At 51.9% G+C, this 13,973-nt stretch carries 11 protein-coding genes; 9 read left to right on the top strand and 2 right to left on the bottom strand.

Going from position 1 to position 13,973, the window contains the following annotated elements:
- Nucleotides 1-103 precede the first annotated feature (103 nt).
- Complete coding sequence (locus KK083_RS18355) at nt 104-1,315, top strand: DegT/DnrJ/EryC1/StrS family aminotransferase (RefSeq protein WP_254165812.1); 1,212 nt, start codon at nt 104-106, stop codon at nt 1,313-1,315.
- Between the two features lie 149 nt (nt 1,316-1,464).
- On the opposite strand, the gene KK083_RS18350 is transcribed toward KK083_RS18355, so the two are convergent.
- Together KK083_RS18350 and KK083_RS18345 are read right to left on the bottom strand one after the other, a co-directional pair.
- Nucleotides 1,465-2,634: an AraC family transcriptional regulator gene (locus KK083_RS18350; protein ID WP_254165810.1), complete on the bottom strand. Its 1,170-nt coding sequence runs from the start codon at nt 2,632-2,634 to the stop codon at nt 1,465-1,467.
- A gap of 48 nt (nt 2,635-2,682) precedes the next feature.
- Nucleotides 2,683-3,630, bottom strand: a complete 948-nt coding sequence (locus KK083_RS18345) for a dihydrodipicolinate synthase family protein (RefSeq protein ID WP_254165808.1) — start codon at nt 3,628-3,630, stop codon at nt 2,683-2,685.
- Nucleotides 3,631-3,924: 294 nt separating this feature from the next.
- On the opposite strand from KK083_RS18345, the gene KK083_RS18340 reads away from it, so the two are divergent.
- From KK083_RS18340 to KK083_RS18305, 8 genes are all read left to right on the top strand, one after another.
- Complete coding sequence (locus tag KK083_RS18340; RefSeq protein ID WP_254165800.1) at nt 3,925-4,806, top strand: AraC family transcriptional regulator; 882 nt, start codon at nt 3,925-3,927, stop codon at nt 4,804-4,806.
- Nucleotides 4,807-5,016: 210 nt separating this feature from the next.
- Nucleotides 5,017-6,279 (top strand): MFS transporter, encoded by a 1,263-nt coding sequence (locus KK083_RS18335; protein ID WP_254165798.1) that lies wholly within the window; start codon nt 5,017-5,019, stop codon nt 6,277-6,279.
- 24 nt (nt 6,280-6,303) lie between these two features.
- Nucleotides 6,304-7,833: a sodium:solute symporter family protein gene (locus KK083_RS18330; RefSeq protein WP_254165796.1), complete on the top strand. Its 1,530-nt coding sequence runs from the start codon at nt 6,304-6,306 to the stop codon at nt 7,831-7,833.
- Between the two features lie 169 nt (nt 7,834-8,002).
- The gene (locus KK083_RS18325) at nt 8,003-9,313 is read left to right on the top strand and encodes a DUF3748 domain-containing protein (protein ID WP_254165794.1); all 1,311 of its coding nucleotides are present in this window, start codon (nt 8,003-8,005) and stop codon (nt 9,311-9,313) included.
- A 338-nt stretch (nt 9,314-9,651) separates the two neighbouring features.
- Nucleotides 9,652-10,767 carry an NUDIX domain-containing protein gene (locus tag KK083_RS18320; protein ID WP_254165792.1) on the top strand — a complete coding sequence of 372 codons (1,116 nt, stop codon included), beginning with the start codon at nt 9,652-9,654 and terminating at the stop codon, nt 10,765-10,767.
- Between the two features lie 182 nt (nt 10,768-10,949).
- Entirely contained in the window at nt 10,950-11,816 is an 867-nt protein-coding gene (locus tag KK083_RS18315; protein WP_254165790.1) for an ROK family protein, read from the top strand.
- Nucleotides 11,817-11,973: 157 nt separating this feature from the next.
- Complete coding sequence (locus tag KK083_RS18310; protein WP_254165788.1) at nt 11,974-12,897, top strand: SGNH/GDSL hydrolase family protein; 924 nt, start codon at nt 11,974-11,976, stop codon at nt 12,895-12,897.
- A 146-nt stretch (nt 12,898-13,043) separates the two neighbouring features.
- Nucleotides 13,044-13,964, top strand: coding sequence for an EboA domain-containing protein (locus KK083_RS18305; RefSeq protein WP_254165786.1), 921 nt, complete (start codon nt 13,044-13,046; stop codon nt 13,962-13,964).
- The last annotated feature ends 9 nt before the right edge of the window (nt 13,965-13,973 follow it).

Genomic DNA, 13,973 nt, shown 5'->3' with positions numbered 1-13,973 from the left:
TAGTTAAACGATTAGCGATCTAAATAAATAACCACTAACCCTCAAAGGGGTTAAAAATAAAACGAAGGAGTTAAATAAAACGAAACGGTTAAAACGACCATCGATGAAACAACTGGCTATCAACGGCGGAGCGAAAATGGTGAAGAAGAATTTTGCCTGGCCCGTATTTGACGAACGCGATGTGAATGCCGTGACCGACATCGCGAAAAGCGGTCAATGGGCAAATCCGGATTGCAAAGGTTATGTGGAGCAATTCGAAAAAGAATTTGCTGCGTATTGCGGCAGCAGGTATGCCGTTACCTGTGTGAATGGCTCAGTAGCCATCAGGTTGGCTTTGATCGCATCGGGCGTAAGACCTGGCGACGAGGTGATCGTGCCGCCTTATACCTTCATCGCTACAGCGTCTACGGTGCTGGAGTGCAACTGTGTTCCCGTATTTGTCGATATCCATCCCGATACCTATAACCTCGATCCGTCAAAGATAGCCGCGGCTATCACACCCCGCACCAAAGCGATCATCCCTGTGCACTTTGCCGGGCAGGCCTGTGACATGGATGCCATCATGGCCATCGCCGAAAGGTTTAAACTGACCGTGATTGAAGACGCCGCCCACGCACATGGTGGTGCCTACAAAGACCGGAAGTTGGGCAGCATCGGTCATGCCGGTTGTTTCAGCTTTCAGTCGTCGAAGAACCTGAATGCAGGTGAAGGCGGGATCGTGGTCACCAACGACGAACGGTTGTATGACATGATGAACTCTCTGCGCAACGTAGGCCGCGTGAAAGGCGGGCAGTGGTATGAGCATCACAACCTGGGCTGCAACTATCGCATCACACAATTTCAGGCGGCACTGCTGTTGCAACAGCTCAAACGACTCGATGAGCAGACCCGCACCCGTGACGAGAATGGAAAATACCTGGCGTCACGGTTAAGCACAATTCCTGGCATCACGCCGCTCACCCGGGGCCATGGCGAAACCGCGCACACCCATCACCTGTTCATTTTCAAATACGACAAGTCGCAGTTCGGTGGCCTCTCCAAAAAACAATTCGCGGAAGCGCTGGCCGCAGAAGGCGTGCCTGCTTTCATGGGATATCCCAAGCCACTCTACGAGCAGCCTTTGTTCCGCGACAAAAACTTTCTCTGCTACGCCATTCCTGACCACGTGGATTATACCAACGTGCGCTGCCCCGTAGCAGAACGTGCCTGCTCCGAAGAAGCCGTCTGGATCCTCCAGCACGCCATGCTCGGAACCCGCCAGGATATGGACAGCTTCGCGGAGGCGGTGGCGAAGATATATCAGGCTTCCAAATAGTTGCTAGCACTGGTTGCCAGTTTCCGGTTGCCAGTTGGTGCGGTAAAGTAACCCCAATCGCCTTCCGCACAAGTCGAAATCGGAGCTTGTCTGTGAAAGTTCGCACCGGTCTAACCGGCAACTGGCTAGCCGGCAACTGGCAACCCTTCTCACCCCCTGTTACTCAAAACATACTTCTTCCTATACTCCACCGGTGTTAATCCCTTGATCTGCTTAAACTGTCGGGCGATGTTCTTGCTGTCGTTGAGGCCGAGGTCGAGGGCGATCTCGAAGATGGTCATGTCGGTCTCGAGCAGCTTTTGTGTGAATTTTTCGATCCGCTGGTTGTAAATGTATTCGTATACCGGGTATCCTGTGATTTGTACAAAACGTTTTTCGAGCGATCTCCGGGAGAGCGGAACTTCTTTCAGCACCTGGTCTACTTTCAGATTCTTGTCGAGGTTTTCATGGATGTACTTCAGCGCGCTGACGATGTACTTGTCGGTGCTGGCAAAGATATCTGTCGACATACGACTGACCACTTGTGTGGGTTTTACCACCACGTCTTTGAACGTGCCTTGCTTGCGTGCGATCATTTGTTCCATGAGCGCGGCAGCTTCGTAGCCGCTTCGTTCGGTGTCGAGGCCGATGCTGGAGATGGGCGGGTCCGAAAGCTCGCAGAGCATTTCGTCGTTGTCAACGCCCAGCAGTGCGATCTCTTCCGGTATGCGGATGTTGAAGTGGCGGCTGGCTTCGGCCACGTGGTAGGCCTGGTTGTCGTCGCAGGCCATCAGCGCGATGGGTTTCGGCAGCGACTTGAGCCAGCGCGTCAACGCCGATGGTTTGTAATGATAAAGATCCTCCGAACGCGAGTGCTGGCGCTCGAAATAGTCAACTTTGTAGCCGGCCTCGTTCACCCTTTCTTCAAAGCCTTCGGCACGCTCACGTGACCAGACCGTATTCTTAAGACCGTAAAAAGCAAAATTCTTGAATCCCTTTTTCAGAAAGTAGTCCGCCGCCAGCCTTCCCGTTTCATGATAGGCGCCGGTGATGTTGGGGATGTCTTCAAATCTTTCTTTGAAGTCCTGCGCGATCACGGGCATTTTGGCTTGTGTGAACTTCCAGGCTTCTTCGGCATTGTGGAACTGCCCGATGATGCCATCAGCTTCCCAGCCTTTGGCCCACTCCAGGATGCCGTCTATCCCGATCGTTTCGCGGTAATAGGCAGGCATCCGGCAGAATGTCCAGGGACCGTGATCTTTCGAGTACCGCGTAATTCCCCGGAGCAGGTTTTTACTGTACTCTTCCGAAAAGTCGCTCAGTAAAATGATCTTGATCATAACAGTAAGGGTTTGAGGTTAATGAGAAAGATGGATAGTTTTATTGCATTATAGTAGGGTTCTTACAATTTTTTGTTTTGGCGAAGTGTAGCTGAAGAACGTTGTGCGCTGCAGGTTGGCGAGCAATGCCTCACTGGTTGCCGCGCTCATCGCTTTCAGCGGTCTTCGCACAGGTCCGCAGTCGATACCCAGGTACCGCATCACTTCCTTGCCCGCGATCAGGCCATTGTTCGACAGCAATACTTTATAAATGGTGCTTGCCTCACGCTGCAGCTGAACAGTGCGCTCATGATCACCTGCATGATAAGCTTCTACCATGTCAAAATAAAGGCCACTCATATAATTGTAGGTGCTGCCAACGTAGTGGCGGTTTCCCGCAGCATACAGCATCATAAATACCTCATCCGTCCCCCAGTACATGGCGAGTTTCTTTTTCGCATAGTGGATGCATTCCTGGTAGTCGACCAGGTCGTTGAAACTGTTTTTCAGTCCTGCGAAATTCGGGATCCGTTTGGATGCCGCCTCGATGATCTTGTTGAGTGGAAAATTCACACCGGTCATCGAAGGAATATTGTAATAATAGAAAGGTGTTGCGGGTGCCGCCGCGGCCACGTATTCGCATTGTTCGATCAGGTCTTCCAGGGTCTGTGGCCGGAAATAAAATGTTGCCACCATGGCGATACCATCGGCTCCGTGTGCCTGCGCGTGTTCGGCCATTTGTGCGGTTTCGTACAGGCTGCAACTTCCAGCATGAACAAAGATCCGGAAAGTTGAATTGCTGTTTTGTCGGCGACAATCCGTCCACACCTCAACAAGCTTCAATCTTTCTTCGGTGGTAAGCGACATGCACTCGCCCGTAGTGCCATTGAGGAAAACGCCCTGTACACCACTTTTAATGTAGTGATGATACAGATCGGCGATACGGTCATAGTTTATAGAACCATCGGAATGCATGGGCGTAAATGTCGCTGTAAGGATTTCAACAGAAGAAGTCATGACGAAATTAGTGTTAGAAAATATGTTTTAGTGAAAAGGTCCACGGTCGACAGTCCACGGTCCACAGCCGGGCAGTGTGAACGTCAGCGATCGTACTTCGTATATTGTACTTCGTACTTTTTCTGAACACATGCGTCTGTGGTCTGTCGTCCGTGGACTGTGGACTACTCACACAATTTCTCCATCCCACCGGATTCTATCAATGGAGGGCATTACTGAAAAGATGTATAAAATTCTGGTGTTATTTCTTAGCGATTTTTTTACATTGCAATATGCCCATAACGTTTTCTTAACATGGAAAGTGAGCATCCGGAATTTCATCGCTACCGTGTTGTTCCGCAAAGCACCCGGAAGAAAATGAAACAGCATCCGCTGTGTAAAAACCTGTTTGTGACGGAGATCGGTTTTCAGGCCAGCACGTCGTTCCAGCCTATCAAGAAAAATTACCCCGAAGCAGGAGCGTATGTGCTGGTATATGTGGCCAAAGGAACAGGCTGGTATACCGTAAAAAAGAAGACCTTTCGTGTGTCGGAGAACGATTTTTTCGTTTTGCCTGCATCTCTCCAGGCAGTTTCGGGTACGTCAGAAGACGATCCGTGGAGCATCTACTGGGCCTATTTTTCAGGCGCTCAGGCGGCAGCGGTAGCCGGACACCTGATGTATAAAAATAGTTATGCGCCGGGCAAGGCGAAATTCCTGGCAGGCAGGATCTCGCAGTTCGATGATATTCTGCACCACCTCGAGCTGATGGAGAATGTTGAGAACCTCGTGTATGCCAACAGCAGGTTTTACACTTTTTTATGCTCCTTCCGCCTCACGGTGCTGTCGGCCAAAAAACATGCGAAGAAGGACGGCGTGATCCAGAGCATAGAATACATGCGCGCCAACATCCACGGCCACGTTACCCTCGAAGCGCTCGCCAGCGTTGCGGGACTCTCCGTGTCTCACTATTGCGCCCTGTTCAAGAAAAAAACAATGCAAACGCCTTTGAACCTCTATACGTCCATGAAAGTACAACGTGCCTGCCAGCTGCTTCAGCACAGGAACCAGACCATTAAATCCATCGCCTATGCCCTGGGATTTTTTGATCAGTACCATTTTTCGAAAGTTTTTAAACAGGTGATGGGTACGTCACCCAAGGCGTTTAGCAGACAGTCCATAGTCCATGGTCGATAGTCCACGGCGGTGACGCTATGGGCAATTTACGTGTTCTGCTCACACGAAAGCGTTAAATGTGAATTGTCGCACTTAATTTTAACTTAACCTTATCATAACTTTAAACCGATACCATGACCCGCATCCTCGACAATCACATACGCTGCTATGGACCATCGACCATGGACTGTGGACTCTGTCTTAATCTCCAATCTCACATCTAAACCGCCCATGAAGCCCAACACACTGATCGTTCTGCTCATCTTTCTCATCTTCTCGGTGATCTCCTTTCTCACCAATATTCTGGGGCCGCTGGTGCCGGATATTATTGAGAGCTTCGACCTGAGCATCGCGCTGGCGGGTTTCCTGCCCTTTTCGTTTTTTGTTGCCTATGGTGTGATGTCCATTCCTTCCGGGATCCTGATCGAGAAATATTCAGAGAAGGTAGTGATCCTGGCCGGCTTCATCCTGGCGTTCGTGGCGGCGTTGTTGTTTGCGCTGATCCCCACGTTCGAGGTGGCACTGATCTCGTTGTTCTCCATCGGCATCGGTATGGCCATGCTGCAGGTGGTGATCAATCCACTGTTGCGGCAGGCTGGGGGAGAGGAGCACTTTGCTTTCAACTCGGTGCTGGCGAACCTGTTCTTCGGGCTTGCGTCATTTTTGAGTCCGTTGCTTTATAGTGTGATGGTGTCTAATATCCATTCAGGGAGCACGCATCCCATGATCCGGTTCTTCGATGGAATTGTTTCGCCGGAGCTGAAGTGGGTTTCGTTGTATTGGATCTTTGCCGTTACCGCGCTGCTGATGGTGGTGGTGATCCTGTTTGTGAAATTTCCAAAGGTTGAGCTGAAGGCAGAGGAAAAGATCGATACAAGTGCGGGCTTCAAGGCGTTGCTGGGCAACAGGATCGTGACCCTCTACTTCATCGGAATATTTGCATACGTAGGCACCGAGCAGGGCATCGCCAACTGGATGTCGAAATTTCTCCAGGTATATCACGGCGCCGATCCGGCAACAACCGGCGCCACAGCCATATCTTATTTCTGGGGACTGATCACGGTGGGATGTTTCCTCGGACTGTTTGTGCTCAAGCTGTTCGATAGCCGCCGCGTGCTTGTCGTGGTTGCAGCCTGTGCCATCGTAGCGCTCATCTTTGCTTTGACCGGTCCTGTGAATATTGCGCTCGTCTGCTTTCCGCTCACGGGACTCTTCCTTTCCGTGATGTGGTCGATCGTATTCTCGTTGGGCATGAATTCCGTGCCACACCATCACGGCACTTTTTCGGGCATTCTGTGCACGGGCATTGCGGGAGGAGCCGTGGTGCCACTGGTGATCGGTGTGCTGGGCGAGTGGCTGGGACTGCAGCTGGCGATGACTGTACTTTTTATTACACTGGGTTATATCCTGAGCATCGGCATCTGGGCGAAGCCGCTGGTGAACAACGCCACGGTGAGGAACTGGACCGATATTTTTAAATTGAAAACTGCTTGATATTTTATTAGCGCCGGATCAACCATGAACGCATTACCCCTGATCGATATATCCGTTATTGTTTTATACCTGGCAGGCATGATCGCCATCGGAATTTATTTCTCGCGGAAGAACAACAGCACGGAACAGTTCACCAAAGCTTCGGGACACATTCCCGGGTGGGCATTGGGACTGAGCCTTTATGCAACATTCCTCAGCAGCAACACTTTTCTGGGTGTTCCCGGTAAAGCGTTTGGCGCTAACTGGAATGCATTTGTGTTCAGCCTTTCCATGCCGTTTGCTGCCTGGATCGCTGCGAAGTATTTTGTTCCCTTCTACCGGAAGACAGGAGAGATCAGCGCCTATGCCCACCTCGAGCACCGGTTCGGTCCATGGGCGCGCACGTATGCCATGGTCTGTTTTGTGCTTACCCAGCTGGCGCGCATGGGCTCCATCTTCTTCGGCATCGCGCTCACGTTGCAGGCGCTTACCGGCATAGACATGCGCACCATCATGGTGGTGAGCGGTGTGTGCATCATTACGTATACCATGCTCGGCGGTATGGAGGCTGTGATCTGGACAGAAGTGGCGCAAGGCATTATCAAGACCATCGGGGCTATTGTTGTGCTCGGCATGGTAGTGTACGAAATGAAGAACGGTTTCTCCGACATCATCGCCATCGGCAACGACCATGGCAAGTTCAGCCTGGGCAGCTTTGACCTCACCAATTTCAGCGCCTCAACTTTTTGGGTGATCTTTCTTTACGGATTTTTTATCAACCTGAATAATTTTGGAATCGACCAGAATTACGTGCAGCGCTATCACACGGCTAAAAACGAGAAGGAGGCGTCGCGCAGCATCTGGCTCTGTGTCTACTGGTATGTGCCGGTATCGCTCGTCTTTTTCTTCATCGGTACTGCGTTGTTCGCGTATTTCCAACAGCACCCGGAGCTCGCTTCGGCGGTGCGGGACCAGGTAGCGTTCGAGAAAGGTGTGCCAGCTTCCACGCTCCAGCCTGCTGACTACGGTGATAAAGTGTTGCCTTACTTTATGGTCACCAAAGTTCCGTCAGGTTTGCTGGGACTCATCATCGCCGCCATTCTTTCGGCAGCCATGAGCACCATCAGCAGCGGCATGAACAGCAGCGCCACCGTGTTTCTTAAAGATATCTACCAGCGTTATATCAACACGCATGTTACGCCCCGCAAAGAGATGAGGGTGCTTTACATTTCCACAGCTACGGTGGGTATACTGGCCATTGTAACAGGTATTGTGATGATCGGCGTCAAGAGTATCCTCGATCTGTGGTGGCAGCTGGCAGGTATTTTCGCCGGAGGCATGCTCGGGTTGTTCCTGCTGGGCATGGTGAGCCGGAAGTCAGGCAACACCACAGCCAAGCTGGCCACGCTCATAGGCATTCTGGTGATCGTGTGGATGTCGTTCTCTCATCTGCTTCCGGAGCAGTACGCATTCTTGCGCAATACCCTGCACATCAACATGGTGATCGTCATCGGCACACTCGCCATCTTCCTGTCAGGCATCCTGTTATCACGAATAAAACTCAGAAATGCATAAACGCGGAGAACGCAAAGAAAAACAGATGCTACTCTTTAGGTGTACACAGGTGCGTTTTAAAAACGCTTATCTCTGCGGCCCTCTGCGCCTTCTCCGCGCTCTCTGCGTGAACCTGCATTTTAGCATTCTTTACTGCATTTTTGCATTTTGTTGTCAAACCACTAATTCCATGAAAGAAGAGATTCAGCTCACCTTCGGAGCTTACGGACACATGTTGAACCCAACGCAGGTATTCTCTGCTGACGACCAGTGGCTGGCATACGATACACGCAACGACATCACCCACATCGGCAGAACGTGCTGCATCGAAAAAGTGAATGTGGCGACGGGCGCGGTCGTTAAGCTTTACAGTACAAAAGGCCAGACGGAGCATGGACCAGGCGTGGGGGCGGTGGCGTATCATCCTACAGCGCCTAAGCTGATCTTCATTCACGGGCTGGAGAATTGTAACGAGCAGCGGCCCTATGGTTTCACGCGGCGTTTCGGTGCTGTGCTTGATGAGCAGAAAGCGCACGGGATCACGCACGCCGAGGCCCGCACCATTGAAGCGCCGCTGGTAGCCGGGGCCCTGCGCGGCGGCACCCATGCCCATAGCTGGAGTGGTGACGGAGAATGGATCAGCTTTACTTATAACGATTACCTGATGGAGAACCTGGAACGGTCTTCGAAGGGCGTTCAGAAAGACCTCCGCACCATCGGTGTGATGGCGCCACTTGGGAATGTGAAGGTGACGAACGAGAGCGGCGAGAATTTTCCGGGTGAATATTTTTCGGTGGTTGCCGCCGTCGTGACCGAGAACCCGCAGCCCGGCAGTGACGAGGTCGACAAAGCTTTCGATGAATGCTGGATCGGTAACAATGGCTACGTTAACAACACAGGTTCCCGGCAAAAAAGAGCGATCGCCTTCCAGGGAAATGTACGCGACAAAAACGGTGTGGTGGTTACGGAGATCTTTGTTGCCGATATCCCCGACAATGTTACGCAGTCACAGTCCGGAAAACCATTGGAGGGCACGTCGGCGTCAAGGCCGAATGTGCCAGCGCAGAGTAGCCAGCGCCGGATCACACATACCACTGACCGCAAATTCCCCGGGTTGCAGGGACCACGTTTCTGGCTTCGCACATCACCCGACGGAGCTGCTGTTTACTTTCTGATGAAAGATGATGCCGGCATTGTACAGATCTTTTCCGTACCTGTTAACGGAGGAGATATCCGCCAGATCACCCGTCTTCGCCACGCCGTTCAAACGCAGTTCAACCTCAGCCCCGATGGCGCAACGCTGGCCTTCGCTGCCGGCAATGCCATTTGGAAGACAGACGTGGCGAGTGGCGTATCCGTACAGCTCACGCCGCAATCTTCAGACGAAGCAGCGCCTGTGATCGGTGTATCGTGGAGTCACAATGGTAAGATCCTCGCCTACAATAAATATGTCGGTGAAGGTGACAGCCGTTACCTGCAGATCTTCAAGATCGAGATGTGAAACTCAAGCCACCGTTGATCCGTCATTCAGAGCGAGGAATGTGGCGTTGGTGCGCGGGGAGCGAGGAATCCCCTTCAAGTAAAATGCTCTCGTTAAAACATACGCTCGAATTAAGTATGCGGCAGAATCCCGACACATCCTGTATGGGTATCTGAGGCTTATCTTAACGTCTAACTGGACTTTTCCGGAAGCATAGCTTGAGTATCTGTACCCGAATCACTAAATTGATCTAAATTCCTTGCCCACCTGACCGTGCCTGCCGAAGAAGGATCGCTGGCACAACTGATCGATAGCCCACCTGGAATTTATACATTGGCAGAAACCCAAATGCTCAAACCATGAACTTCTCACCTGATAAGTTTTTCATTGGACTGATGGAATTCTTTTCCATTATCCTGCCGGGTGCATTGCTCACCTACATCACACAGGATGCCGTTATCAACTATTTCCTCGGCGCGGTAAAACGGAGCAGCACCGAGCAGACGGTGATATTCCTTTTCAGTAGTTATATGGCGGGGCATTTTATTTTTTTACTCGGCTCGCTGCTGGATACGCACCTCTACGATGTTATCCGCAGGGGAACTTTGAAAGCACAGGTAAAGAAGCTCGTCAGGGAACAGAAGTTGTCTTCGCCCCTCGTTCGTATCCTGGCAAGCTGGCTCTTCAAAACCGATGTGGACAATGCTGCCAATAGCGCCTTCGCCATCAAAGAGCGTGTGCTGCGACCGTTGAAGGCTTCTTCGTCGATCAATACCTTCCAGTGGTGCAAGGCCCGGTTGACACTGGACAAGAGTCCGGCCATTACAGTGGTAAACCGGTTTGAGGCTGACTCGAAATTTTTCAGAAGCTTTTCAGTCGTGCTCGCCATGCTGGTCATCTGGGGACTGTACACTTTTAATTTTACCTTTTCACTGATCTGCCTCGGTACGATGCTGCTGGCATTCTGGCGATATGCTGACCAGCGTTCCAAAGCCGTGAGTCAGGCCTGCTGGTATATTATCACACTCGAAGGCAACAATAAAACGAACGCTGTTGCCAATCCCGCCGAACCTGCCACCACGCATGCAGGAGGTGTAGTGTTCAGAAAAAACGGCGAGGCAGTGGAATACCTCGTTGTGGAGAGCAGCACCGGCGGCCGGTGGGTCCTTCCGAAAGGACACATCGAAGAAGGTGAGCGTGAAGAGGAGGCAGCGACGCGGGAAGTGAAAGAAGAGACCGGCGTGTGGGCCCTGATCAAATGCGAGCTTGGTGTATCCATGTTCCAGTACAATTGCCAGGACATCAAAGTCAGGTTCTACCTGATGCAATACTTCCGGCAAGGCACACTCATCGACAAAACACGCAAACGCCAATGGTTAACTTTCGACAAAGCAATGGAAATATTGACCTTCGATGAGAACAAAACCATGCTTCGCAAAGCCAATGAAATGCGGACTGCGATTCCCCAGACCTGACTCCCCACACCTACTCCTTACTCCTTAATCTTACTCCTTCTCCTCCTGACTTCTGACTCCTGGCTCCTGACTTCTAGCCCCAGCTCCTGGCTCCCTTCGGGTGTCCCCCTAACACATGTACGGGAAGTAATAAACCCTTTGAATATATTGCGCTGCTCAATATCTTGGCGAAAATTTTGACCATGAAAGAGAGGATAGTTCTGGGTGCTGATATCGGAGGTTCGCATATTACGGTTTCTGCTGTTGACCTGGGGTTGGGAAAGGTTGTGGAGGATTCGCATGCCCGCAGCCACGTGAACGCGCATGCGCCAGCAGGCCAGATCATCGAGGAGTGGTGCAGCGGTTTTTCTTCCATTATCGATCAGTATCCCGGCAGGGAGGTAAGGATCGGCATTGCCATGCCAGGTCCCTTCGACTACGAACAAGGCATTTCATACATCAAAGGACTCGCCAAATACGAGTCGTTGTACGGACTCAACGTTAAGGAGATGCTCGCCGAGCACCTGAAGCTGCCGGCCCATCACTTTAAGTTCAAAAACGATGCAGCCTGTTTTCTGCAGGGCGAGATCGTGGCCGGTACAGCCGGTCCCGTAAAACACGCCATCGGCATCACATTGGGAACGGGCATCGGTACAGCGCGTTATCACGACGGCGTGGCACAAGATGCAGACCTGTGGAGACTGCCGTTCAAGAATTCTTTCGCTGAAGAATATCTCGCCACCCGGTGGTTTGTGAAACGTTACACGGAGCTCACCGGAAAGCAGGTGAAGGACGTGCGGGAGCTGCTTAGCCTGAAAGACGAGCAGCATGTTGTTTCGCAGATGTTTGCAGAGTGGTCATCAGACTTTTCCGCGTTCCTGGCGCACTTCATTGAATTGGACAAACCGGAGGCCATCATCATCGGTGGAAATGTTGCCAAGGCATCGGACCACTTCCTGCCGCAGGTGGTGGACAACCTGAAGAAACGTTCGCTTCATGTGCCCATCATAAAAGCATCCGCAGGAGAGAACGCTGCCATACTGGGCGCTGCAAGCTGCTGGTTTGAGTGAGCAGTTTAAGGTTTAAAATTTAAGGTTTAAAGTTGGTGTCCCTCAGGTCAACGTCAGCCAGCAATCTTTGTCGGAGTAAACCAACCGGAATCGCAGCTGAACTTGAAACTTGTAACTTGAAACTTCAAACTTGAACTTCCGCCCTGGCTCCAAAGTTATGAGGAAAATTATCTTTATTATTTGTGCATTATTTCTAACACAATGCAGGGCGGAAGTTCTGACCCAGTGCAGGGCGGAGGTTCACCGCATCCTTTTCCTGGGTAACAGCATCACCTACGCGGGAAAATACATCACAGACCTGGAAGCCTATTTTGTCACGCGTTACCCGCAGCGAAGCATCGAATTCATCAACGTGGGGCTGCCGAGTGAAACCGTCTCCGGGTTATCGGAGCCGGGTCATGCCGGTGGCAAGTTTCCAAGGCCTGACCTGCACGAGCGCCTCGCCCGCGTGCTGGCACAAACCAAACCCGATCTCGTCTTCGCCTGTTATGGCATGAACGATGGAATTTACCTTCCGCTGGATGAAGATCGTTTTCAGAAATACAAAGACGGCATTCACTGGCTGCACGATGCCGTGGTAAAAAGCGGTGCAAAGATCATTCACGTTACACCTCCTGTATTCGACGGGCAGAGCGGCAAACATCCGGGTTATGAGGCAGTGCTCGACACCTACAGCAACTGGCTGCTCGAACAAAGGCGCATTGGCTGGGAAGTGGCCGACATCCACTGGCCCATGAAAAAGTATCTCGACGACCGAAGAAAAACAGATTCAACCTTCGTGCTGGCGAAAGACGCGGTTCATCCCGGCGACGAAGGCCATTGGGTCATCGCCAAAAACATTTTGCTGTACCTCGGTGAGCATGATGCTGAGAATGCCGCTGATGTAAAAGCGCTCCTGAAAACAAACCCCAACCACGAGCGCATCTTCGAGCTGGTGTCACAACGCCAGGCACTGATGAAAGATGCGTGGCTTACCGCCACAGGCCATACTCGCCCCGGTATGAAGACCGGTTTGCCAATGAAAGAGGCGGAGCAGAAGGCGAGGGAGATCGGCGATCAGATCTCGTCACTGCTTAAATAAGACGTTCGGGAAAGGTACGAGGTACGTGCTTTCCCGGTCGCCAGGGTTTCAGTTGAGGGCTGCTTACTACGTACTTCGTACCTCGTTCCCGATAGCTATCGGGATCGTACCTTCTTCGGAATTCCCCTTTTTTGCTACATTTGAGAATGCAGACGAGTGAAGAGAAGAGAGGATCGGCCGTATTCTCTTTCGATGTAAATTCCCTGAGATCGAGGCTGGCAGATGTTATCAAACGTCATGTTTCAGCCGATACATTTCGCTGGCTTGAAGAAAAGGCTTCCCGGATCAACGGCGGAAATACGCAGGACTTCATGATGGCTTTTGGCGCGGCGCCGCGTAAAACAGGGAAGCAGCCTGTGGTGCTGTCGGACGCTGAAAAGGCAGAGATCCTGAGAATTCGTCCCAACCTTGCTATCACGCACTGGACCATCGATCGTTTGAGCCGAGTCTGGCTTTTGATGCACCTCGATGCCACAAAGCAGGATGAATATGTTCGCACCATAGAGACCATGTTTCCTACGGCAGAGATGAGCGAGCAGGTGGCCTTGTATTCGTCGCTGCCGCTGCTGGCCTATCCCGCGCTTTGGCGCAGCCGTTGTGCAGAAGGTATTCGCAGCAACATTGCCGATGTGCTCGAATCGATCATGTGCGACAATCCTTTTCCCGCCGAAAACCTGGATGAGCCGGCATGGAACCAGCTGGTGCTGAAGGCGATCTTTACAGAAAAACCGATCCACCGCATCGTGGGACTGGATGAGCGGGCGAACCAGCAACTGGCCAATACGTTATCTGACTATGCCCATGAGCGATGGGCTGCCCACCGCGCCGTTCATCCCATGCTTTGGCGATGTGTGGCCAGGTTCATCAACGAAAAGATCTTCCCGGATATCCGGCGCATCGCGTTGTCAGAACGAGCTTCAGAACGCGAGGCCGCCGCGCTGGCCTGTGCGCAGAGTGCTTATGCCCCCGCGCGCGACCTGCTGGAGAAAAATACAGAGCTCCAGGCCATCGTAAAAAGCGGGATGACCTGGAATGACCTGGCGAAAAAACTCGAAAAGAATCCGTGAGGATCGTTC

Origin of the sequence: Chryseosolibacter histidinae, from assembly GCF_018598225.1 — a bacterium.
GTDB classification, from domain to species: Bacteria; Bacteroidota; Bacteroidia; order Cytophagales; family Cyclobacteriaceae; genus Chryseosolibacter; species Chryseosolibacter histidini.
This window is presented reverse-complemented; position numbering and strand designations above follow the sequence as displayed.